Raw genomic sequence first — 22,923 nt, 5'->3', positions numbered from 1 at the left:
CCGGCCGATGGCGGAACCTTTGCCCGGGCGCATCCAATCAATACCCGGGTGCCAACGAGCAAGGCTGCCCGGGTGTCGGACAGCACAGGCCGCGCTTCGACGCGGCCACCTGTGACGCCCCGCCTGCGGCCCGTCGGATCCGGCATGCACAACCCCTGTTGTCCCGGGCGCTCGCCGCGCCCGGGATCTTTTTCCTCAGAACCAGACGCGCACGCCGGCCACCCAGCGGGTGTCGCGGGCACGTTCGCCGGCGGCCAGGTGGTAATCGGCGGTGTCGCCGAACAGGCGTTCGTGGCTGATGCCGATGTAGGGGGCGAAACGACGACTGAACTCATAGCGCAGCCGCAGCCCGGCTTCGATCTTGTTGAGCCCGGCGCCGTTGCCGTACTCGGGCTCGTCCCTGGCCGAGAAGCTGGCTTCCAGCAGCGGCTGCAGGATCAGGCGGTTGGTCAGCAGCAGCTCGTACTCCACCTCCACGCTCGCCGCCACCTGGCCACCTTCGCCGACATAGGCCGTGGCCGAAGTCTCGAACTTGTACGGGGCCAGGCCCTGGATGCCAAGCGCGGCCCAGGTGCGCGAATCGGCCGGCCGGAAGTCCTGTTTGACCCCGACCAGCACATCCCACCAGGGCGAGACGCTGCGCCCGTAGAGCACTTCCAGATCGGCCGACCCGGTGCTGCCGCCACTGCGCTCGCCTTCGCTGCGCAGCCACAGGCGGTGGATGTTGCCGCCGACCCAGCCGCTGGCTTCCCAGGCCTGGCCGTTGCCATGCCGGCCGTCCCACTGCTCCAGCCGGTTGACCAGCAGCATGCTGTGCACCTGCGGGGCGTGTTCCATCGCACCGTGGTCGATCGGTGGGAATGCGGCGGCGCGGTCGGCGGCGGTCACGGCGGGGATCGGTTCCAGCGGCTCGCTGGGGGCGGGCGGTTTCGGAGCGCCGTGGCCCATCGCTGCATGGTCCATCTGGCTGTGATCGGTGCTGTGATGGTCCCTCTTGGAGTGATCCGTCGCGCCGTGATCGCTGCTGTCATGGCCCATCTTCGAGTGGTCCATCTGGCTGTGATCCACACTGCCGCCATCCACCGGCGGCGCGTGGGTCGTGGTCGGCGTCGCGGCATGGCCGGCATGCGACTGCGCCCACGCCGGTACGGACAAGGCCAGCAGCAGGGCCGTGGTCAGTGCGGTGAGAGGGAAGCGGCTCATTCTTCGATCCTCACTTCGCGCATCATGCCCGCTTCCATGTGGTACAGCAGGTGGCAGTGGTAGGCCCAGCGGCCCAGTGCGTCGGCGCGCACGCGGTAGGTGCGGCGGGTGCCCGGTGGCATGTCGATGGTGTGCTTGCGCAGCTGGAAGTCGCCATCGGCGTTTTCCAGGTCGCTCCACACCCCGTGCAGGTGGATGGGGTGCTGCATCATGGTGTCGTTGACTAGCACGATGCGCATGCGCTCGCCGTAGTTCAGGCGCAGCGGTTCGGCACCGGCGAACGGGATGCCGTCGAAGGACCAGCTGAATTTCTCCATGTGCCCGGTCAGGTGGAGCTCGACCTCGCGGCCGGGGTCGCGCCCGTCCGGGTCATCGAACAGGCTGCGCATCGCGCCGTAGGTGAGTACGTTGCGGCCGTTGTCGCGCAGGCCGATGCCGGGGTCGTCGAGCTTGGGCTCGGTGGCCATGCTCTGCATGTCGATCAGCGGATTGCCCTTTTCGCTGGGCGCGTGGCGCGGTGCCTTCGGATCGGCGCCGTGCGCGCCGTGGCCCATGTTGGCGCCGCAGCCGCCTTCCATGCCCTTCATGGCGTGGCCCGCCATCGCGTTCGAGGCATGGCCCATGTCATGTCCCATGTCGCTCATGGTCAGCAGCGGGCGCGCGTCGCGCTCGGGAATCGGCGCCTGCAGGCCGTGGCGGACCGCCAGCGTGCCGGCCGCATAGCCGGTGCGGCCCATGTCCTGGCAGAAGATCGTGTACGCGTCCTGGCCGCTGGGCTCGACGATCACATCGAAGGTTTCGGCCGGGGCGATGCGGAATTCGTCGATGCTGACCGGATGGATGTACTGGCCGTCGGCGGCTACCACGGTCATCTTCAGGCCGGGGATGCGCACGTCGAAGTAGGTCATCGAGCCGCCGTTGATGAAGCGCAGCAGCACCTTTTCGCCGCTGCGGAACAGCCCGGTCCAGTTGCCGGCCGGGGCGGTGCCATTGAGCAGGTAGGTATAGGTGTGGGCGTTGATGTCGGAGATGTCGGTCGGGGTCATCCGCATCCGGCCCCACATGCCGCGGTCGGCGGTGGCTGCGGCCCAGCCGTCCTTGCGGACATCGCGCAGGAAGTCGGGCAGGGTGCGCTTGTAGTAGTTGTCGTATTCGGCCAGTTTCTTCATGCGCCGGAACAGCGCGCCGGGGTCCATGTCGGTCCAGTCCGACAGCAGGATCACGTGCTCGCGGTCGAAGCGGTACGGCGCCGGCTGCAGCGGGTCGATGATCAGCGCGCCGTACAGCCCGGCCTGTTCCTGGAACATCGAATGGCTGTGGTACCAGTAGGTGCCCGACTGCTTGAGGGTGAAGCGGTACTGGTAGGCCTGGCCGGGGGCAATGCCGTTGAAGCTCAGGCCGGGCACGCCGTCCATGTTGGCCGGCAGCAGGATGCCGTGCCAGTGGATCGAGGTGGGGTGGCCCTGCAGGGCGTTGGCCACGCGCACGCTGACGGTGTCGCCTTCGCGCCAGCGCAGGATCGGTGCGGGCAGGCTGCCGTTGACGGTGATCGCCGGGCGGGTGCGGCCGGTGAAGTTGGCCAGCGATTCACCGATGCTCAGTTGCATCTGCGTGCCGCTGAGGACCTGCGGGGCGCCGGCCACGCGCGCGCCGGCCGCGGCGAAGGCGCGGCTGGGCAGGCCGCTGGCGACCAGGCCGGCGACCACGCCGCCGGCGGCGGCGCCTTGTACGAACAGGCGGCGCGACGGCATGGGCAGCTGGCCCGGGCCGGGTGTATTGGGGAATGACATTGCAGCTCCGAATCGGATGGGAGTGGCACCGGCAGGTGCCATCAGGATGCCCGCGCGGCAAGGCGTGGCATCGCATCGAACAGACGCGCCCGCAAGGGGCGCAGGGTCAGCCGATCGGAGGGCGGGTGATGCGGTCCAGCGGCAGCGCCGGCAGGGCCTGCCGGGTGCGCTCGAGCGGGGCCAGGGTCAGTGGCGGCGGGCTGGCGATCCAGGCGATGGTCGCCGCCAGGCTGGGCTGCTGTGCGCAGTTGCGCAGGCATTCCTTGATCTTGCAGTGGTCGCCGTCATGCGGGGCCTGTGCGGCCGCATCGGGGTGATGGTCGTGGTGCATGGCCGCGGCCTGGGCATCACCGTGGCAAGGCGCGGCCGGTGCGGCGGCAACCGGTGCGGCCAGGGCCATGGCCATCGGCGCGGCCATGGCGACATTCAACCCGTTGAGCAACAGGCTGAAGATCAGAACCACTCGCAGGAGCAGGCTACCGGCGGACATGGAGCCTACCCTAGCGCCAAACCGGCGCGCGTGCACCTGCAGCTGAACGTGCCGTTCAAGCCTGGCACCTGGTCCGTGGCCGGGCCGGCGGCCCATCAGCCTTGCTCGCGGACGATGTCCACCAACCGCTCGCCATAGCGGGCCAGCTTGGTGCCGCCGATGCCGCCGACCCGCCCGAGCGCGTCGATGCTGGTCGGGCGCTGTTCGGCGATGTTGCGCAGGGTGCTGTCGTGGAAGATCACGAAGGCCGGCACGTTCTGTTCCTTGGCCAGTTCGGCGCGCAGGCTGCGCAGCGCGTTGAACAGGCCCAGGTCCTGCGGCAGGACCGACAGGCCGGTGCGCTGGCCGCTGCGCTCGCGCTCGCGGGCCTTGGGGCTTTCGCGGCGCATCATGACCTTGCGCTGGCCCTTGAGCACCTCGCGGCTGCCGTCGGTCAGGCGCAGGCCACCGTAGGCTTCGCTGTCCACTTCCAGCAGGCTGGCGGCCACCAGCTGGCGGAACACGCTGCGCCAGGTGCGCGCGTCCAGGTCCTTGCCGATCCCGTAGGTACTGAGCTGGGCATGCCCGAACTGGCGGATCTTGTCGTTCTCGCCGCCGCGCAGGATGTCGATCAGGTGGCCCACGCCGAACCGCTGGCCGCTGCGGTAGACGCAGCTCAGCGCCTTCTGCGCGGCCACGCTGGCATCCCAGGCATCGGGCGGCACCAGGCAGTTGTCGCAGTTGCCGCAGGGCTGGGGGTAGGTTTCGCCGAAGCCGGCCAGCAACACCTGGCGGCGGCACTGCATGGATTCGCAGTAGCCCAGCAGGTGGTCGAGCTTGTTGCGTTCCAGGCTTTTGCGTTCTTCGCCGGCTTCGGACTGCTCGATCATCTGCTTGAGCAGCACCACATCGCCCAGGCCGTAGCAGAGCCAGGCTTCGGCCGGTTCGCCGTCGCGGCCGGCGCGGCCGGTTTCCTGGTAATAGCCTTCCATCGATTTGGGCAGGTCGGTATGCGCCACGAAGCGTACATCGGGCTTGTCGATGCCCATGCCGAAGGCGATGGTGGCGCACATGACGATGCCGTCCTCGCGCAGGAAGCGGCGCTGGTTGGCCGCGCGCACCTCGGCCGGGAGGCCGGCGTGGTAGGGCAGGGCGTTCATGCCCTCTTTGCAGAGGAACTCGGCGGTTTCCTCGACCTTGCGCCGCGACATGCAGTAGACGATGCCGGCTTCCTGGCGGTGGACCTTGAGGAAGTCCAGCAGCTGGCGCTTGGCGTTGTCCTTCTGGACCACGGTGTAGCGGATGTTGGGGCGGTCGAAGGAGCTGACGAAGTGCTGGGCGCCGGTGAGGTCCAGGCGTTCGGCGATTTCGCGCTGGGTCGGCGGGTCGGCGGTGGCGGTCAGGGCGATCCGCGGCACGTCCGGCCAGCGTTCGTGCAGGACGGTGAGCTGGCGGTACTCGGGGCGGAAGTCGTGGCCCCACTGCGAGACGCAATGGGCTTCGTCGATGGCGAACAGGGCGATCCTGCTGCGTGCAAGCAGCGACAGGAAGCGGCCGGTGAGCAGGCGTTCGGGGGCGACGTAGAGCATGTCCAGTTCGCCGGCGAGCAGTTCCCGCTCGACCCGGGCGGCGGTGTCGCCATCGAGGGTGGAGTTGAGGAACTCGGCGCGCACGCCCAGCTGGCGCAGGGCTTCGACCTGGTCCTGCATCAGCGCGATCAGCGGCGAGATGACGATGCCGGTGCCATCACGCAGCAGCGAGGGCACCTGGTAGCACAGCGACTTGCCGCCGCCGGTAGGCATCAATACGAGCGCGTCATTGCCGGCGGCGACATGTTCGACGATCGCTTGCTGCGGACCGCGGAAATCGTCGTAACCAAAAATACGGCTGAGCAGGTCGTGCGCGGGGCGGGAAGACATCGGACTAGTTTACCCCGCCGCGCAGGCCGGCCGTGTCCTCCAACAGCGGACCGCTGCGTAGGCGCACGCCCACAAGCCTCCGGCACCGTCCAGGATCAGGGTAGTGCCGGCCGCTGGCCGGCTTCCCGCAGAATCGACTCCAAGCCCAAAGCCAAAGCTCCAGAGCCCAAGACAATAGTTATCCTGCCGATGGTTGGCGCGGGGTGTCCCGGCAAGGGGCTGGGACCCTCGCCGCGCGCGCAGAACATGAGCGCGCCAAACAACCCGCTTTACTGGAGCAACGACCGCAGCATCCAGGCGTACTTCTCGTGGGTCTGCAGGCGCTGGGTCATCAGGTCCTCGGTCGGGGCGTCGTCGGCGTCATCGGCCACGTCCAGCACCTTGCGCGCGGTCCGGCACACCGCCTCGTTGGCGGCCACCAACTGGCGTACCATCTCACGCCAGTCCGCGCTGTCGGTCAGGCCCGGCTCTTCGGCGATCGAAGTCAGGGCGGCGAATTCGCGGTAGGAACCTGGCGCGTTGAAGCCCAGGGCGCGGATGCGTTCGGCCACGTCGTCCAGCGCGGCCCACTGTTCGGTGTACTGGGTCTCGAACATGGTGTGCAGCGAGTTGAACATCGACCCGGTCACATTCCAGTGGAAGTTGTGGGTCTTCAGGTAGAGCGTGAACGCATCGGCCTGGAAGGCCGCCAGCCCATCGGCAATCTTCTTGCGATCGCCTTCCTTGATCCCGATATCGATGTTCGGGGCCGATGGGGCTGCCGTTGCCAGCTTCTGCTTGCCGGTCTTGGCCTTGATTGCCTTGACCGGGGTCTTGGTCTTCGCCATGGGAAACGTCTCCTGTTGGATTGGGATGGCCTTCACAATAGATCAGACTACTCTTTCAGTAGTAAACAAAAGTTCTAAACAATTCGATTGATGAACCCTATTAACAAAACCAGCGCCTCCCCCCGGCACCCGCCGCAGCCGGCCCTCGACCAGGCCATGAGCCGTGACCGCGGCCGCCTGCTGGGCCTGCTGTCGCGCATGCGCGCCAAACCCGGCGATGCCGGCGTGGCGGCCGCCTTCGAGCAAGCCCTGCAGGCCTCGGTGGAGCGCCGCCAGGCGCGTGCGCGCAACCTGCCTGCGGTCACCTTGGATGAGCAGCTGCCGATCGCGCGTGAAGCGGCGCAGATCACCGCGCTGATCCGCGACCACCAGGTGGTGGTGATCGCCGGTGAAACCGGCTCGGGCAAGACCACCCAGCTGCCCAAGCTGTGCCTGGCTGCAGGCCGCGGGGTGGCCGGCATGATCGGCTGCACCCAGCCGCGACGGATTGCCGCGCGCGCGGTGGCCACCCGCGTGGCGCAGGAGCTGAAGTCCGAACTGGGCACTACCGTGGGCTACCAGGTGCGCTTCACCGACCGGGTCGGCGATGACACCCGCATCAAGTTCATGACCGACGGCATCCTGCTGGCCGAAATCAGCAGCGACCGCTGGCTGTCCCAGTACGACACCATCATCGTCGACGAGGCGCACGAGCGCAGCCTGAACATCGACTTCCTGCTGGGCTACCTCAAGCAGCTGCTGCCCAAGCGCCCGGACCTGAAGCTGATCGTCACCTCGGCCACCATCGACACCTCGCGCTTTGCCCAGCATTTCAACGATGCCCCGGTGATCAGCGTCGAAGGTCGTACCTTCCCGGTCGACGTGCGCTATCGCCCGCTGGAAGGCGAATCGGGCGGGGAGGGCAGCGACCGCGAAGGCGAGCGCACGGTCAACGACGCCGTGGTGGCGGCGGTGGATGAGATCACCCGGCTCGACCCGCGGGGCGACATCCTGCTGTTCTTCCCCGGCGAACGCGAGATCCGCGACGCGCACCAGGCATTGGAACGGCGCAAATACCGCGAAACCGACGTGCTGCCGCTGTATGCGCGGCTGTCGGTGAAGGACCAGGACGAGGTGTTCAACCCGGGCAGCAAGCGCCGCATCGTGCTGGCCACCAATGTCGCCGAAACCTCGCTGACCGTGCCGCGGATCCGCTACGTGATCGATCCCGGCCTGGCCCGGATCAAGCGCTACAGCCCACGCCAGAAGCTGGACCGGCTGCATATCGAGGCGGTGTCCCAGGCCAGCGCCAACCAGCGCAAGGGCCGTTGCGGGCGCGTGTCCGAGGGCATCTGCTACCGGTTGTATTCGGAGGCCGATTTCCAGTCGCGCGCGGAGTTCACCGATCCGGAAATCCGCCGCTCCAGCCTGTCCGGGGTGATCCTGCGCATGCTGCAGCTGGGCCTGGGCCGGATCGAGGATTTCCCGTTCCTGGAAGCGCCCGACGAGCGCGCGGTGGCCGATGGCTGGCAGCAGCTGGGCGAACTGGGCGCGGTCGATGCCGAGCGGCGGCTGACGCCGGTCGGGCGGCAAATGGCGCGCCTGCCGGTGGACGTCAAGCTGGCCCGCATGCTGGTGGCCGCCCAGGCCCAGGGTTGCCTGCGGCCGATGCTGGTGATCGCCTCGTTCCTGGGCATCCAGGACCCGCGCGAACGCCCGCCCGAGGCACGCGGCGCGGCCGATGCCGCCCATGCCCTGTTTGCCGACGGCCGCTCGGAGTTCGTCGGCGTGCTGCGGCTGTGGGACGGCTACCGCCAGGCCCATGAAGACCTGACCCAGTCCAAGCTGCGCGGCTGGTGCGAGCGCCATTTCCTCGGCTTCCTGCGCATGCGCGAATGGCGCGAACTGCATCGCCAGCTGCGCCTGCAATGCGAGGAACTGGGCTGGACCGAAGAACCGGCCGCTACCGCGCTGGAGCCACTGCTGGCCGGTGCCGCCGCGCCGGGCCCGGCCGCCGATGACCCGGCCAGGATCAAGGCTACGCGCGGCCAGCAGCACCGTGCCGCGCGCCTGGCCCGCGAAGGCAAGGCCGAACCGGCGCCGGCCAGCGCCCGGTCGGCCGCTGCGTTGCCCGAGGCGCGCAGCGCTTTCAGCGAAAAGGTGCGCGCGGCCGCCTACCAGACCCTGCACCGCGCGCTGATCGCCGGCCTGCCCACCCAGATCGGCCACCGCAGCGACAAGGGCGATTTCCTCGCCCCGCGCCAACGCCGTTTCCTGCCGTTCCCCGGCTCGGTCCTGGCCAAGCGGCCGCCACCGTGGCTGCTCACCGCCACCTTGCTGGACACCCAGAAGATCTGGGGCCTGACCAATGCGGCGATCGAACCGGACTGGGTGATTGCCGAACTGCCGCACCTGCTGCTGCGCAAGCACTTCGACCCGCACTGGTCGCGCGCCCAGGGCCAGGTGCTGGCCTCCGAGCAGATCAGCCTGTTCGGGCTGGTGCTGGCGCCCAAGAAGCCGGTCCACTACGGCCGCATCGCGCCGGCCGAGGCGCATGAGCTGTTCGTGCGCCAGGGCCTGGTCACCGGCGAAATCAACACCCGCGCCGGGGTGATCGGCGACAACCTGGCCGTGCTCGAGCAGGCGCGCGAGGAAGAGGCCAAGCTGCGCCGCGCCGGCATCGTCGCCGACGAGGGCTGGCAGGCGCGCTGGTACCTGGACCGGATTCCCGGCGAGATCCATTCGGCCGCCGCGCTGGATACCTGGTGGCAGGCGCTGGCCCCGGAAAAGCGCCGCGCGCTGGCCTGGTCGCTGGCCGACCTGCTGCCCGGCGAGGGCAGCGATGCCGAGCGGTATCCCAAGTACCTGGCGCTGGGCGATGCACGGCTGGCCCTGCATTACCGGTTCGAACCGGGCAGCGAGGACGACGGGGTCAGCCTGGATGTGCCGCTGCACCTGCTCAATGCGCTGGATGCGGCGCGGTTGTCGTGGCTGGCGCCGGGCTTTGTCGCCGACAAGGCCTCCGCGCTGATCCGCAGCCTGCCCAAGGCGATGCGCCGCAACTACGTGCCGGCACCGGACTTCGGCCGCGCCTTTGCCGAAGCCTTCGCCGAGCCCAGCGCCGACGATATCCGCGGCGAGCTGGCCCGGTTCCTGGCACGCGCCACCGGCGCGCAGCTGGCCGCCACCGATTTCGATCTGGCTGCGCTGGACACCCACCTGCACATGAACCTGCGGCTGTACGCCGCCGACGGCAAGCTGCTGGCCAGTTCGCGCGACCTGGACGGCCTGCGTGCGCGCTTTGGCACCCAGGCCGGCGATGCGTTTGCCGCACGCGCCGGGCGCGCGCTGGCCGCTACCGGCCTGCGCGACTTCCCGGCCACGCCGATTCCGCTGCAGGTGCCCGGCGAAGCCGGCGTGCCGGCCTACCCGGCCCTGGTCGATACCGGCGAGACGGCCGCGCTGCGCATCTTCGCCGACCGCAACGAAGCCCTTGAGCAGCATCCGCGCGGCGTGCGCCGGTTGCTGGAGATCGCGCTGGCCGACAAGGCCAAGCAGGCCCGCAAGCAGTTGCCGGTGCCGCCCAAGACCGGCCTGCTGTATGCGGCGATCGAATCGCAGGAACGCCTGCGCGGCGATCTGGTCGACGCGGCGATCAATGCGGTGCTGGCCGATGGGCTGGGCGAGATCCGTGACCCGGCCGCGTTTGCCCAACGCCGCGATGCGGCCGGCAAGGGACTGTTTGCCGAAGCGATGGCACGGCTGAAGCTGGCCGAAAACATCCTGGCCCACGTCGCCGAACTCAAGCCCTTGCTGGAATCGCCGCTGATGGGCTGGGCGCGCGGCAACCTGGACGATCTGGAGCAGCAGCTGGCCGCGCTGGTGCATCCGGGCTTCCTGCGCGATACCCCGGCCGACGCATTGGCCCAGTACCCGCGTTACCTGCGCGCGATGATCCTGCGCAGCGAACGGGCCAAGCGCGATCCACCGCGCGACCAGGCGCGCATGCTGGAACTGCGGCCGTTCATCGATGCGCTGGACGAGGCCGACGCGCGCGGGCAACGCCAGCGCCCGCAATGGCAGGCACTGCGCTGGGACCTGGAAGAGCTGCGGGTGTCGCTGTTCGCCCAGGAACTGGGCGCCAAGACCGGTGTGTCGGCCAAGAAGCTGGCCCAGCGCGTGGCCGCGCTGCGCCAGGCCTGACCCCGGGCCGCCCCGTGCCGGAGCGGTCCGGGGCGATGCCGGCCTACTTGACCCGACGCACCTTGGCGCGGGCGTTCACCCCTTCCACGCGCAGGTACCAGACGCCGGCCACGCCCGGGGTGATGGCCACCCCCGCATCGGTCTTGCGCACGCCCGCTAGCTGGGTGTCGTCGGTCTGTTCCCATTCCTGCGCATTGGCCAGCACGTAGCGGCGGCCCTTGGTGAAACCGCGGAACTCGCCGGGCAGGGTGCTGGCGATCGGCTCGCTGCTGCCGAAATCGAAGAAGCCGCGGTTCTTGACGATCACTTCCCGGCGGCCTTCCTCGCGCGCCTGTTCGCGGACCTGCTCGCGCACATTGGCGGTGACCGCGGCCACCTTGCCCTGCAGCCAGCTGTTGAGGGCGGCCAGTTCGGTGGGGTTGAGCTTGTCCAGGCCGGCGGCCTTGAACTCGGTCGGCGACATCTGCTGCTGTAGATCACCCTCGACCACCCGCTGCGCCAGCGCCGGGCTGGCCAGGCTCAACAGGACGGCCGCACTGGCCAATACACGTAGACGGGAAAAGCGCATGGCAACTCTCCTGGATGTGGCCGCAGTGTAGGGCCAGCGGCCGCGTTTGGGCGAGCATCGGCGCACAGCGCCAGGTGGCCCGGCGGGCGCTGCGGGAATCAGCTGATGCGCAACCATGCGGCGGTTTTGATTGTCCCTGAACAGCGGCGGCGCTAGTGTAGGGGTCTCTGTCTTGCCTGCACGATGCTGTGAACCGCGCTTCTGTCCCCGGCCTGGATGCCTTGTTGAACCGACCCTCGGCGGCGTCGCTGCCCACGGCGTTGCGCGAGGCGCTGCTGCTGCGCTGGCAGGCAGCCGACGCCGAGCCGCCGCTGCGCTCGACCTGGTCGGTGCTGGCCGACACGCTGGATGCGCTGGCCTTGCTGTCGGCCGACGAAAGCGCCTTGCTGGCAGCGCTGCTGTTCGACCTGCCGTGGCTGCGCGCCGGCCTGGACGCCCTGCCGCTGGGGCCGCTCAAACCGGCCGTGGCCGGCCTGCTGGAGGGCCAGGATGCGGCCGACCAGGTCTGGGCCCTGCATGCCGGCCGCGATGCCGGCCGCAACAGCGAAGGGCTGCGCCGGCTGCTGCTGTCGATCATCCAGGACCTGCGGGTGGTGCCGATCCTGCTGGCCCGGCAACTGGCGCGCATGCGCGGCGCCGACCGCCTGGCCGAGTCCGAGCGCCGCGCGCTGGCCCAGCTCACCCGCGACATCCACGCCCCGCTGGCCAACCGGCTGGGCATCTGGCAGTTGAAGTGGGAACTGGAAGACCTGGCCTTCCGCCACCTGGAACCGGACACCTACCGGCGCATCGCGCGCGAAGTGGATGAAACCCGGCTGGCGCGCGAACGCTATGTGGAAACGGTGAAAAAGGTGCTCTCGCGCGAACTGCATGCGCAGGGCCTCAGCGCCGAGGTCAGCGGCCGCCCCAAGCACATCTACAGCATCTGGCGGAAGATGCAGAAGAAGAAGCTGGCCTTCGAGCAGCTTTACGACATCCGCGCGGTACGGGTGATGGTGCCCGACGTGGCCGCCTGCTATGCCGCGCTGGGCGTGGTGCATTCGCTGTGGGCGCCGGTGCCCAGCGAATTCGACGACTACATCGCCCGGCCCAAGGCCAACGACTACCGCTCCCTGCACACCGCGGTGATCGGCCCGGAAGGGCGCACCATCGAAGTACAGATCCGCAGCCATGACATGCATGCCCAGGCCGAACTCGGCGTGGCCGCGCACTGGCGCTACAAGGAAGGCAGCAAGGGCGCCGAAAAGGCCTTCGACCGCAAGATCACCTGGATGCGCCAGTTGCTGGAACAGTCCCAGGACGGCCATGCCGGTGAACTGGCCGGTGCGCTGGATGCCGAGCTGACCGAAGACCGGGTGTATGCGCTCAGTCCCAAGGACGAGGTGATGGACCTGCCGCAGGGCGCCACCCCGCTGGACTTCGCCTACCACGTGCACACCATGGTCGGGCACCGCTGCCGCGGGGCCAAGGTCAACGGCCGCATCGTGCCGCTGACCTACCGGCTGCGCAGTGGCGACCGGGTGGAGATCCTCACCGGCAAGGAGGCCGACCCGCGCCGCGACTGGCTGCTGGCCTCCAATGGCTTCCTGGCCAGCAACCGCTCGCGCGAAAAAGTGCGTGGCTGGTTCCACAAGCTCGACCGTGCGCGCAACGTGCACGCCGGGCGCGAGCTGCTGGAGCGCGAACTGAAGCGGCTGGGCCTGCAACATGCCGACCTGGGCGTTGCGGCGAAGAAATTCCACGCCGACAGCGTCGATGATCTGTATATCCAGGTCGCGCTGGGCGACACCGGGCCCAACCAGGTCAGCCGCGCGCTGCTGGAAGCCGAGCGTGCCGCCAGCCAGCCGGCCGCACCGGCACTGCCGCGGCCGACCGCGCGCCGCGACAGCCTGGGCAAGTCCAAGTTCACCGTGCAGGGCGTGGGCAACCTGCTGGTGCAGCTGGCGCGTTGCTGCCAGCCGGTGGCCGGTGAGCCGATCGTGGGCTATCTCACCCGCACCCGCGGGGTCACCGTGCACCGCACCGACTGCGCCGCGCTGGCGCGCCTGGCCGCGGCCAGCCCGCAGCGGATCCTGCCGGTGGAGTGGGGCCAGGCCGGCAATGGCTACGAAGTGGACGTGGTGGTCGATGCGGTCGACCGGCGCTGGCTGCTCAAGGACATCACCAACCTGATCGCCCAGGAAGACGCCTACGTGCTGGACATCCACAGCGACAACGTCCGCAACAGCGGCCGCGCGCATCTGCGGCTGCGGTTGAAGGTGAGCGATTACGGCCAGCTGTCCACCCTGCTGGGCAAGCTGGATGCCCTGCCCGGGGTCAGCGATGCGCGCCGTCTAGGCTGACCTCACGTGTCCCGCGCTAGGCTCAACGGATGAGCCGTTCTTCCGACCACGACGATGCCGCGCACGCCGCGCTGCGCCGGGTGCGCCGCGAAGGCCGCTGGTGGTGGCTGCAGGCGCGCCATGCGCGGCGCGTGTGGCGGTGGGCGGTGCCGGCTGCGGTGCTGGTGTTCGTGCTGCTGGCGCTGTTGCGCGGGCCGCTGGCCAACTGGTTCTGGAATGAACCGCAGGTCGAACAACTGCTCGACCAGGGCGACCGCGCGCTGGCCGCCGGGCGCCTGAGCGCGGCCGACGGCAGCGGCGCACGCGAGTCCTACCAGGCCGCGCTGGCCCTGGACGGCGACCGCAACCAGGCCCGCAACGGATTGGCGCGCACCGCGCAGGCGGCCTTGCAGCAGGCCCGCGATGCGCTGGCGGCCGGCGACCTGGACGCGGCCGGGCGCGCGCTGGCGCTGGCCCGCGAGCTGCAGGTGCCGCAGCTCGATGCCGACGTGCTGGCCGAACAGCTGCGCGCGCGGCGCGGGGTGCAGGCCGGGGTCGGCGTGCTGCTCGGCCGTGCCGAAGCGGCCCTGCTGGCGCAGCGCCTGGACGGCAGCGAGGATGCGGCGCTGCCGTTGTTCCAGAAGGTGCTGGCGGTGGCGCCGAACCAGCTGCGCGCGCTGGAAGGGCGCGAGGATGCGTTGTCGGACCTGTTGCTGCAGGCGCGCCAGGCCGCCGCGGCCGGCCAGCTGGCGCAGGCGGCCGGGCTGGTCCAGCGGGCGCGCCGGTTCGATGCCGGCCACGTCGACCTGCCGGCCACCCAGGAAGCCTTGAACAATGCGCTGGAGCAGCGCCAGCGACAGGCCGAGCGTGCGCTGCAGCGGCAGCGTTGGGATGCCGCCGCCGCCGATTTCCAGGCGGTACTGGCCGCGCTGCCCGACGATCCGGCGGCCCGCCTCGGCCTGCAGCGCGTCGGCGAGGCGCAGCTGGCGCGGGCCGTCCGGCTGGCCGGCGATTTCCGCTTCGACCAGGCCGAACTGGCCTTGCAGGCGGCGCAGTCGCTGGGCGCGGGCGAGGCGGGGGTTGCCCAGGCACGCCAGGCGGTCGCCCAGGCGCGCCAGGCCCAGCGGGCCTTGAAGACACCCACGGCGCCGCGCGCACAGCGTGAGCGGGCGCTGGCCATCCTGCTCGAGCGCATCGCCGATGCCGAGGCGCAGGGCCATTTCCTGACGCCGCCGGGGCGCAGTGCCTACGATGCGCTGCGCGAAGCACAGGCCCTGGCCGCAGGCGATGCGCGCGTGCGCGCGGCGGCGCAACGGTTGCTGCCGGGCACCCGCCGCTGCTTTGAAGACCGCCTGCGTGAAAACCGCGTACAGGCCGCCGGTGCCTGCCTGGAAGCCTGGCAGGTGCTGGCCCACGCCGATCCGGCCCTGGCACCGGCACGGCAGCGGCTGTCGCAGCGCTGGCTGGCGATCGGCAGCGAGCGCCTGGGCAGTGGCGATCTGGATTTTGCACGGCGGGCGCTGCAGCAGGCCGACGCACTCGGGGTGGATGCCTCCAACAGCGACTACCAGTTGCTGCAGCAGCGCCTGCGCGACATCGAGGGTGCCCGCTGAGGGCGCCGGTCGGCTTGGGCTATAGTGCTCGGCCCGTTCGAGCGTGAGTCCGGCATGACCGTTCTTGTTTCCGGCGCGACCAGCCAGATCGGCCGGTTCCTGTTGCCGCGGCTGGTCGCCGCGCAGCTGCCGGTGCTGGCGGTGAGCCGGCAGCGGCAACCGGAACAGCAGGGCGTGCGCTGGCTTGCAGGCGACTTGCCCGGCGTGCTGCGCAGCGCCGCCGGCGGTTCCTGGCAGGCCATCGTCAGCTTCGGCCCGATGGACCCTCTGGTGGATTGGCTGGCAGCCCAGCCGGTGGCGCCGGCGGCGAAGATCATCGCCACCAGTTCGATGAGCGTGGTGACCAAGCAGAACTCCGCCCAGGCCGATGAGCAGGCCGTGGTGCTGCGCCTGCAGCGCGGCGAACAGGGCATTGCCGCGCAGGCGGCGCGACTGGGCATGGCCTGGACCCTGCTGCGGCCGACCCTGATCTACGGCGCCGGCATCGATCGCAGTCTTACCCCGATCGTGCAGCGTGCGCGGCGTCTGCGCGTGTTCCCGATCCCGATGACCCATGGCCTGCGTCAACCGGTGCACGCCGACGACATCGCGCAGGCGGTGATGGCCGCCTTGGCCGGCGATGCGGCCAGCGGCCAGGTGCTGGAGATCGGCGGCGGCGAGCGGCTGGATTACCAGCAGATGTTCCAGCGCGTGCATGCCAGCCTGGCCGAGCGCACGCTGCCGCTGTACCTGCCCGCGGCCGGGTTGCGCCTGCTGGCCAGCCTGGTGCCGCGTGCACGTGGCCCGGTGTCGCGGCTGGGGCAGGACCTGTTGGCCGACAATGCCCGGCTGCAGGCCCTGCTGGGCGTGCAGCCGCGTGGGTTCTGGCCCGATGCGGCCACCTGGCAACCGATGTCGCCGGCACAGGCGCGCGTGCGCATCGGTACGGGCACGTGCTGATGCACGCGCGGCCTGCACGCGGTGCGGCCGATCGGCTCTGCTACCATCGCGCCGCCCGATCGCAACCGAGTACGAGCTGATGTCCGGCGCCCGCCCCGCATTGACCGCTGCGCCCCGCGTCGGGGTCGCACTGTGCACCTACAACGGCGAGCGCTACCTGCAGGCGCAGCTGGACAGTCTGCTGGCGCAGACCGTGGCGGTCGAAGAGGTGGTGATCGGTGACGATGGTTCCAGTGACGGTACCCTGGCCATCCTGGAGCGGTTCGCGTCGCGCGCGGCCGCCCTGGGCATCCATGTCGAGGTGATCCGGCACCCGCGCAATCTGGGCTACGTACTGAATTTCTCCGAGGTGCTGCGACGCTGCCGCGCCGAGATTCTGTTCCTGTGCGACCAGGACGATGTCTGGTACCCGGACCGCGTGGCGAGCTTCCTGCAACGCTTCGACGCCGACCCGGGCCTGCTGCTGCTGCACAGCGATGCGCGTCTGGTCGATGGTGCCTGCATGCCGCTGGGCGCCACCCTGCTGGATGTACTGGGAGTGCATCCGGCCGAGCTGGAACTGGAGCGGTCCGGGCGCGTGTTCGATGCCATTCTGCTGCGCAATTTCATCACCGGGGCAACTTGCGCGCTGCGCCGTGGTCTGCTCGTTCCGGGCCTGCCGATCGGGCCGCGCTGGAGCCACGACGAATGGCTGGCGGTGATCGCCTCGTTGCGGGGCGGGTTGGGGCTGCTGCCGCAACCGACCATCGACTACCGTCAGCACGGCAACAACCAGATCGGTGCGCGGCGGCGTTCCCTGCTGCAGCGGCTGGGCGGGCTGGACCTGTTCGATGCGCAGGCCCGGCACCGGACCGGCGAGCGCCTGCAGGCATTGCTGGGCTTGCTGGAGGGACACGCGGTGCAGATCGCGCCGGCGCCGGTCCAGGGCCTGCCGGCACTGGCATGGACGATGGCCTGGTCGCGCCTGCTGCTGTATCGCCGCGCCGATGTCCACTGGCGCTGGATCCTCGGTGATGCGCCGCGCCTGCTCGGGCGCCTGGCCAATGCCTGCCTGGCCGGGGCCGGCTGGCGCGGGGTCGGCGCCGCCTGCGCCGGCGCATGGGCGGGCTGGCGCGGACGGCGGTTGACGTGATTGAACTGGGGTGAAACGAAGGGCCGGCCGCCGACGGATGCCGCGGTGGCTGCGTTAGACTCGGCAGAATTTACTCTCCAGCATTCCCGTGCCCCGACGCTACGATTCCGACGACATCGACGAGTTCGACGACGACACCGACAGCCGCTGGCCGCTGTGGCGTCGACGCCTGATCACCTGGGGCATGGCCGCGTTCGCGCTGGCGCTGGGTTTCCTGATTCCCTATACGGTGTACCTGAACAAGCAGGTCACCCAACGGTTCGGCGAGCTGCGCTGGCAGATCCCGACCCGCGTCTATGCCCGTCCGCTGGCATTGGCGCCGGGGGTGGCGATGGATGCGCAGACGCTGAAGACCGAACTGGCCGCGGCGGCCTACCGCGATGACGGCACCGGCAAGGCGGCCGCTACCTACAGCCAGGACGGCGGCCGCTTTGTGATCTCCAGCCGCGGCTACAACGATGTCGATGGCCCGGTCGCCCCGCGCCAGGTCGAGTTGACCCTGTCCGGCGGGCAGATCGGTTCGCTGCGCGATGCGCGCAGCCGCAAGGCCCTGAAGGCCGCGCGGCTGGACCCGGCCCGGATCGCCACCCTGTACGGGCAGAAGCAGGAAGAGCGCCGGCTGGTACGCATCGAGGAAACCCCCGAGCTGCTGGTCACCGGCCTGCAGGCGGTGGAGGACAAGGACTTCAACCGCCACCACGGCATCGATCTGAGTGGTATCGCCCGCGCGATCTGGGTGACCGTGCGCTCCGGCGGCCAGAGCCGCCAGGGCGCGTCCACCCTGACCCAGCAGCTGGCGCGCAGCGGGCTGCTCGGGATCGGCAAGGAACAGACCGTCACCCGCAAGTTCAACGAGGTGCTGTACGCGCTGATCATGGAAGCGCGCTATGACAAGCGCACCATCCTGGAGGCCTACCTCAACCAGGTCTACCTGGGCCAGCGCGGCAGCCAGGCCATCCACGGCATGTCTTCGGGCGCCGAGTTCTGGTTCGGCCGCGACCTGTCCTCGCTCAATACCGAACATGTCGCGCTGTTGATCGGGCTGGTCAAGGGCCCGTCCCACTACGACCCGCGGCGCAACCCCGAGCGGGCGCTGGACCGCCGCAACTTCGTGCTGGGCAAGCTGCGCGAAAGCCAGCTGATCGACGATGCCGAGTACCAGCGTGCGCTCAAGGCGCCGCTGGGGGTGCCCAAGACCCCGGGCCTGATCGCGGCCAATCGCTTCCCGGCCTACGTGGACCTGGTGCGGCGCCAGCTCGGCCATGACTACCCCGAATCGCTGCTGCAGGGCGCCGGCCTGAGCGTGATGACCGGCATGGCGCCGTCGGCGCAGGCGTATGCCGAGGGCGCGGTGACCAAGACGCTCAAGTCGCTGGAAACCAAGCGCCGCCCCGAGTTGCAGGCCGGGTTGGTGCTGACCGATGTGCACAACGGCGACGTGCTGGCCGTGGTCGGCAGCCGCGATGTGTCCGAACCTGGCTTCAACCGCGCCATCGAGGCGCAGCGCCAGGTCGGCTCGCTGCTCAAGCCGTTCGTCTACCTGCTGGCCCTGGCCCAGCCGGACCGCTATTCGCTGGCCAGCTGGGTGGATGATTCGCCGGTGACGGTGCAGCTCAGCGGCGGCCGCAAGTGGAGCCCGGGCAACGCCGACAACCGCAGCCACGGCACGGTGCGGATGATCGATGCGCTGGCGCACTCCTACAACCAGGCCACGGTGCGGATCGGCATGGCGGTGGATCCGGAACGGCTGACCAAGCTGATCCACGTGCTGGCCGGGATCAAGGCGGACCCCAACCCGTCGGTCATCCTGGGCGCCACCGACCAGAGCCCGTATGCGATGGCCCAGCTGTACCAGTTCCTTGCCTCGGGCGGCGAAATCCAGCCGCTGCATGCGGTGCGTGGCGTGCTCGACCCGCAGGGCAAGCTGCTCAAGCGTTACGACAAGAGCCCGGCGCCGGCCCAGGAGGGCGATTCGATCGCGGCCAACCTGATCAGCATCGGCCTGCAGCAGGTGGTGGCCAGCGGCACCGCACAACGGCTCAATGCCGACGGCCTGGCCCGCCTGCAGGCGGCCGGCAAGACCGGTACCTCCAACGATGGCCGCGACAGCTGGTATGCCGGCTATACCGGCGACCACCTGGCCGTGGTGTGGATGGGCAACGACCAGAACGCGCAGACCGGCCTGTTCGGCGCCAGCGGCGCGATGCGGGTGTGGTCGGGCATTTTCAGCCGCCTGCCCAGTTCGCCGCTGAAGGTCAGCAACAAGGGCCTGGACTGGCAGTACGTGGAGGCCAGCGGGACTGCGGCCACCGATGAAGCCTGCCCAGGGGCGCGCCGCTTCCCGTTCGTGGTCGGCTACGCGCCGGCGTTTGCCGCGTGCACGCCGCCGGCCGCCCTGCCGGAAGGCGAGGGCGGTGGCGAAGGTGCCGAAGGCGGTGGCTGGCGCAGCTGGTTCGGGCTGGACAAGAAGCCCGAGCCTGCGGCCGAGCCGGCCCAGGCCGCCACCACTCCCCCTGCGCGATGATTCCGGAACGAGGCCGGCCCGCATGACCTACCGAACCCTGATCCGTTGTACGTCGCTGCTTGCGCTGGGCGTGGGCCTTGCCGCCTGCGTCACCTCCACCCCGCCACAGAAGGCGCCGCCGGATACCACCACGCCGGCCCAGCGCATGGCGGCGGTGGACGCAGCCGCCGCCGGTGCCGATGAGAAGGAGCTGGCGGTGCAGCCGCTGCGCGATGCGCAGATCGAAGACCTGCGCATGGCCGCACAGGCACAACGCCAGGCCAACGACCTGGCCGCTGCCGCCGAGTCCTTGAACCAGGCCCTGCTGGTCTCCGAAGGCGATCCGTCGATCCTGCAGGAACGTGCCGAGATCGCGTTGCTGCAGGGCGACTGGGCGCGCGCTGAAACGCTGGCGCGCAAGGCCGTGGACCTGGGCTCGAAGACCGGCCCGCTGTGCCGCCGGCACTGGGCCACCATCGAACAGTCGCGCCTGGCCCGTGGCCAGAAGGAAAACGCGGTGTCCGCGCACGCGCAGCTGGATGGCTGCACGGTGCCGGGGATCAAGCGGTATTGACGCAGTGCCGGCCGTTGGCCGGTAGTGTCCCGCGTGATCCGGGCGTCATGGGGAGCCGGCCAGCGGCCGGCACTACAATAGCGTCATGTCACGCCTTGCCCATGCCAGCAGCGAAGCCCTCAGCGAGGGCGGCACGCTTGCCAGCCAGCTCGATGCCTTCGTTGCGCGCCCGGCGCAGCTGCGCCTGACCGCGGCGATCGCCGAGGCGTTCGACCAGCGCGACGTGCTGCTCGCCGAGGCCGGCACCGGCACCGGCAAGACCTACGCCTACCTGGTGCCGGCGCTGTTGTCCGGGTTGAAGACCATCATTTCCACCGGTACCCGCGCGCTGCAGGACCAGCTCTACCACCGCGACCTGCCGCGCGTGCGCGCCGCGCTTGGGGTGGGGCACAGCAGTGCGCTGCTCAAGGGCCGGGCCAACTACCTGTGCCGTTACCGCCTGCAGCAGTCCAGGGGCGAGCCACGGTTCAGTTCGCCCGAGCAGGTCGCGCAGTTCCAGCGCATCCTGGCCTGGTCGGGGCGCACGAAGTTCGGTGACATGGCCGAACTGGACGCCTTGCCGGAAGACTCGCCGCTGTACCCGATGGTGACCTCCACCGTCGACAACTGCCTGGGCACCGAATGCCCGTTCTGGGACGACTGCTTCGTGGTGCAGGCGCGCCAGCGTGCGCAGTCGGCCGACGTGGTGGTGGTCAACCACCACCTGCTGCTGGCCGACCTGGCGCTGAAGCAGGAGGGCTTCGGTGAAATCCTGCCCGGCGCGCAGGCATTCGTGATCGACGAGGCGCACCAGCTGCCCGAGCTGGCCGCCAATTTCTTCGGCGAAAGCTTCGGCATGCGCCCATGGCAGGAACTGGCGCGCGACTGCCTGGCCGAGAGCCGCAGCGTGGCCGGCGCCCAGGCCGCGCTGCAGGTGCCGGCGGCCGGCCTGGAACAGGTGCTGCGCGAGCTGCGCACGGCGATGGACGGCCTGCCGCCGCGCGGTACCCAGTGGCGCGCGCTGGCCGTGCCGCAGGTACGCGACGGCTTCGATGCGGCGATGAGTGCGCTGGTCACCCTGCGCGATGCGCTGGCCGGGGTGCGCGAGGCATCGCCCGGCCTGGATGCCTGCCATGCGCGGGCGCTGGAAGCGGTATCGCGGCTGTCGCGCTGGCTGGGCGAGGATGCGCCGCTGCTGGATTTCGACAGCGATCCCGGCCAGGCCCCTGCCGCCGCCGAAGTGCTGTGGTACGAACTGACCCCGCGCGGTTTCCGCTGCCAGCGCACCCCGATGGACGTATCCGGCCCGCTGCGCGAGCATCGCCAGCGTTCGATGGCGGCCTGGGTGTTCACCTCGGCCACGCTGACCGTGGACGGCGGCTTTGCGCATATTTCGCAGCGGCTGGGCCTGGATGACCCGGTCACGCTGCTGCAGCCCAGCCCGTTCGACTGGGCCGCCCAAGCGTTGTGCTACCTGCCTGCCGGTCTGCCCGATCCGGCCGCACGCGGTTTCGGCACGGCCCTGATCGGTGCGTTGATCCCGGTGCTGGAGGCCTCGCAGGGCAGGGCCTTCCTGCTGTTCGCCTCGCACCGCGCGCTGCGCGAGGCTGCCGAGGCGCTGCGCGATGCGCCGTGGCCGCTGTTCGTGCAGGGCGAGGCGCCACGCGCGACGCTGCTGCAACGGTTCCGCGAATCGGGCAATGGCGTGCTGCTGGGTTCGGCCAGCTTCCGCGAGGGCGTGGACGTGGTTGGCGATGCACTCAGCGTGGTGGTGATCGACAAGCTGCCGTTCGCCGCCCCGGACGACCCGGTGTTCGAGGCGCGGCTGGATGCGATCCGCCGCGACGGCGGCAACCCGTTCCGTGACGAGCAGCTGCCGCAGGCGGTGATCGCGCTGAAGCAGGGGGTGGGCCGGCTGATCCGCAGCGAGACCGATCGTGGCGTGCTTGTGCTGTGCGACCCGCGCCTGCTGACCCGCGGCTACGGGCGGATCTTCCTGGATTCGCTGCCGCCGTTCCGGCGCACCCGCGCACTGGACGATGTGCGCGGCTTCTTTGCGCCACAATGGGCTGGCGCCGGGCCCGCCGCGCCGGTCGTGCCGGCGGCCCCCGCTGCCCCTGCCGCCCCCGGCGATGCCGACCCTTTCCCCACTTCCCTGTTCTGACCTCGATGAAACTGCTCGCCTTTGAAACCGCCACCGAAGCCTGTTCCGTTGCCCTGTACGTGGATGGGCAGGTGCTGGAGCGGTTCGAGATCGCCCCGCGCCGGCATGCCGAGCTGAGCCTGCCGTGGGCCGAGGCGTTGCTGGCCGAGGCGGGCGTGACGCGGTCGCAGCTGGATGCGGTCGCGCTGGGGCGAGGCCCCGGCGCGTTCACCGGCGTGCGCCTGGCGATTGCGATCGCGCAGGGCATCGCGCTGGCGCTGGACCGCCCGCTCATCCCGGTCTCCACGCTGCAGGTTCTGGCGTTGCGTGCCCCGGCCGACGCCGACCACGTGCTGAGCAGCATCGATGCGCGCATGGGCGAGGTCTACGTGGCGCGCCAGGTGCGCGTGGACGGGCAATGGCAGTTGCAGGGTGAGGAGATCGTCTGCGCACCGGACGCGGTGGCACTGCCCGACGGCAGCCGCTGGTTCGGCGTGGGCACCGGATTTGGGGCCGCCTCCGGCCTGCTGGCCACGCGCCTGGCCGACCAGCTCGACGGCGTGGACGCACAGGCGTTGCCACGTGCTTCCGATGTGCTGGCGCTGGCGGTGCCGGCGTTCGAGCGGGGCGAGGGCATGGCGCCGGAGCGGGTCGAACCGGCCTACCTGCGCAACAACGTCGCGCTGACCCTGGTCGAGCAGCAGGCCGCGCGCGCGGCCAGGCGGTAGGTCCGACCCATGGTCGGATGCTGTTCGTTCCGG

15 protein-coding genes are annotated in these 22,923 nt (G+C 70.0%); 9 read left to right on the top strand and 6 right to left on the bottom strand.

Annotation, left to right across the window (positions count from 1 at the left end):
* Positions 1 to 195 precede the first annotated feature (195 nt).
* The 5 genes from AC3ITM_RS14460 to AC3ITM_RS14440 all read right to left on the bottom strand — a co-directional run bounded on the left by AC3ITM_RS14460 (position 196) and on the right by AC3ITM_RS14440 (position 6,208).
* Complete coding sequence (locus AC3ITM_RS14460) at positions 196 to 1,203, bottom strand: copper resistance protein B (RefSeq protein ID WP_489265947.1); 1,008 nt, start codon at positions 1,201 to 1,203, stop codon at positions 196 to 198.
* Positions 1,200 to 2,993 carry a copper resistance system multicopper oxidase gene (locus tag AC3ITM_RS14455; RefSeq protein ID WP_489265945.1) on the bottom strand — a complete coding sequence of 598 codons (1,794 nt, stop codon included), beginning with the start codon at positions 2,991 to 2,993 and terminating at the stop codon, positions 1,200 to 1,202. The genes AC3ITM_RS14460 and AC3ITM_RS14455 overlap by 4 nt, the downstream gene beginning before the upstream one ends.
* A 106-nt stretch (positions 2,994 to 3,099) precedes the next feature.
* The gene (locus AC3ITM_RS14450) at positions 3,100 to 3,483 is read right to left on the bottom strand and encodes a CopL family metal-binding regulatory protein (protein WP_489265943.1); all 384 of its coding nucleotides are present in this window, start codon (positions 3,481 to 3,483) and stop codon (positions 3,100 to 3,102) included.
* Positions 3,484 to 3,578: 95 nt separating this feature from the next.
* Positions 3,579 to 5,381 carry a DNA helicase RecQ gene (gene recQ, locus AC3ITM_RS14445; RefSeq protein ID WP_489265941.1) on the bottom strand — a complete coding sequence of 601 codons (1,803 nt, stop codon included), beginning with the start codon at positions 5,379 to 5,381 and terminating at the stop codon, positions 3,579 to 3,581.
* A gap of 269 nt (positions 5,382 to 5,650) precedes the next feature.
* A complete protein-coding gene (locus tag AC3ITM_RS14440) occupies positions 5,651 to 6,208 on the bottom strand; it encodes a Dps family protein (RefSeq protein ID WP_489265939.1) in 558 nt (185 codons plus the stop codon).
* Between the two features lie 90 nt (positions 6,209 to 6,298).
* On the opposite strand from AC3ITM_RS14440, the gene hrpA reads away from it, so the two are divergent.
* Positions 6,299 to 10,390, top strand: coding sequence for an ATP-dependent RNA helicase HrpA (gene hrpA, locus AC3ITM_RS14435; RefSeq protein ID WP_489265937.1), 4,092 nt, complete (start codon positions 6,299 to 6,301; stop codon positions 10,388 to 10,390).
* 43 nt (positions 10,391 to 10,433) lie between these two features.
* On the opposite strand, the gene AC3ITM_RS14430 is transcribed toward hrpA, so the two are convergent.
* The gene (locus AC3ITM_RS14430; RefSeq protein WP_489265935.1) at positions 10,434 to 10,958 is read right to left on the bottom strand and encodes a hypothetical protein; all 525 of its coding nucleotides are present in this window, start codon (positions 10,956 to 10,958) and stop codon (positions 10,434 to 10,436) included.
* A 188-nt stretch (positions 10,959 to 11,146) separates the two neighbouring features.
* Here AC3ITM_RS14430 and AC3ITM_RS14425 point away from each other — a divergent pair, with 188 nt between their 5' ends.
* The 8 genes from AC3ITM_RS14425 (at position 11,147) to tsaB (ending at position 22,890) form a co-directional block, all read left to right on the top strand.
* A complete protein-coding gene (locus tag AC3ITM_RS14425) occupies positions 11,147 to 13,300 on the top strand; it encodes a RelA/SpoT family protein (RefSeq protein ID WP_489265933.1) in 2,154 nt (717 codons plus the stop codon).
* Positions 13,301 to 13,329: 29 nt separating this feature from the next.
* Entirely contained in the window at positions 13,330 to 14,892 is a 1,563-nt protein-coding gene (locus AC3ITM_RS14420; RefSeq protein ID WP_489265931.1) for a hypothetical protein, read from the top strand.
* Positions 14,893 to 14,946: 54 nt separating this feature from the next.
* Entirely contained in the window at positions 14,947 to 15,831 is an 885-nt protein-coding gene (locus tag AC3ITM_RS14415; protein WP_489265929.1) for an SDR family oxidoreductase, read from the top strand.
* Between the two features lie 79 nt (positions 15,832 to 15,910).
* A complete protein-coding gene (locus AC3ITM_RS14410) occupies positions 15,911 to 16,963 on the top strand; it encodes a glycosyltransferase family 2 protein (protein WP_489265927.1) in 1,053 nt (350 codons plus the stop codon).
* A gap of 88 nt (positions 16,964 to 17,051) precedes the next feature.
* Positions 17,052 to 19,487, top strand: a complete 2,436-nt coding sequence (gene mrcB / locus AC3ITM_RS14405; RefSeq protein ID WP_489265925.1) for a penicillin-binding protein 1B — start codon at positions 17,052 to 17,054, stop codon at positions 19,485 to 19,487.
* Between the two features lie 22 nt (positions 19,488 to 19,509).
* Complete coding sequence (locus AC3ITM_RS14400; RefSeq protein WP_489265923.1) at positions 19,510 to 20,040, top strand: hypothetical protein; 531 nt, start codon at positions 19,510 to 19,512, stop codon at positions 20,038 to 20,040.
* 85 nt (positions 20,041 to 20,125) lie between these two features.
* A complete protein-coding gene (gene yoaA / locus AC3ITM_RS14395; protein ID WP_489265921.1) occupies positions 20,126 to 22,183 on the top strand; it encodes a DNA repair helicase YoaA in 2,058 nt (685 codons plus the stop codon).
* Between the two features lie 5 nt (positions 22,184 to 22,188).
* Positions 22,189 to 22,890, top strand: a complete 702-nt coding sequence (gene tsaB, locus AC3ITM_RS14390) for a tRNA (adenosine(37)-N6)-threonylcarbamoyltransferase complex dimerization subunit type 1 TsaB (protein ID WP_489265919.1) — start codon at positions 22,189 to 22,191, stop codon at positions 22,888 to 22,890.
* Positions 22,891 to 22,923: the final 33 nt, after the last annotated feature.

The sequence above is a fragment of the Stenotrophomonas sp. KH_029 genome, from assembly GCF_057839765.1.
This window is presented reverse-complemented; position numbering and strand designations above follow the sequence as displayed.

What these genes read in the sequence shown, in the direction of transcription:
- AC3ITM_RS14460 (WP_489265947.1), bottom strand. Translation starts at nt 1,203, where the DNA reads ATGAGCCGCTTCCCTCTCACCGCACTGACCACGGCCCTGCTGCTGGCC.
- hrpA (WP_489265937.1), top strand. Translation starts at nt 6,299, where the DNA reads ATGAACCCTATTAACAAAACCAGCGCCTCCCCCCGGCACCCGCCGCAG.
- AC3ITM_RS14430 (WP_489265935.1), bottom strand. Translation starts at nt 10,958, where the DNA reads ATGCGCTTTTCCCGTCTACGTGTATTGGCCAGTGCGGCCGTCCTGTTG.
- AC3ITM_RS14420 (WP_489265931.1), top strand. Translation starts at nt 13,330, where the DNA reads ATGAGCCGTTCTTCCGACCACGACGATGCCGCGCACGCCGCGCTGCGC.
- AC3ITM_RS14440 (WP_489265939.1), bottom strand. Translation starts at nt 6,208, where the DNA reads ATGGCGAAGACCAAGACCCCGGTCAAGGCAATCAAGGCCAAGACCGGC.
- AC3ITM_RS14450 (WP_489265943.1), bottom strand. Translation starts at nt 3,483, where the DNA reads ATGTCCGCCGGTAGCCTGCTCCTGCGAGTGGTTCTGATCTTCAGCCTG.
- recQ (WP_489265941.1), bottom strand. Translation starts at nt 5,381, where the DNA reads ATGTCTTCCCGCCCCGCGCACGACCTGCTCAGCCGTATTTTTGGTTAC.
- AC3ITM_RS14455 (WP_489265945.1), bottom strand. Translation starts at nt 2,993, where the DNA reads ATGTCATTCCCCAATACACCCGGCCCGGGCCAGCTGCCCATGCCGTCG.
- tsaB (WP_489265919.1), top strand. Translation starts at nt 22,189, where the DNA reads ATGAAACTGCTCGCCTTTGAAACCGCCACCGAAGCCTGTTCCGTTGCC.
- AC3ITM_RS14410 (WP_489265927.1), top strand. Translation starts at nt 15,911, where the DNA reads ATGTCCGGCGCCCGCCCCGCATTGACCGCTGCGCCCCGCGTCGGGGTC.
- AC3ITM_RS14415 (WP_489265929.1), top strand. Translation starts at nt 14,947, where the DNA reads ATGACCGTTCTTGTTTCCGGCGCGACCAGCCAGATCGGCCGGTTCCTG.
- yoaA (WP_489265921.1), top strand. Translation starts at nt 20,126, where the DNA reads ATGTCACGCCTTGCCCATGCCAGCAGCGAAGCCCTCAGCGAGGGCGGC.
- AC3ITM_RS14400 (WP_489265923.1), top strand. Translation starts at nt 19,510, where the DNA reads ATGACCTACCGAACCCTGATCCGTTGTACGTCGCTGCTTGCGCTGGGC.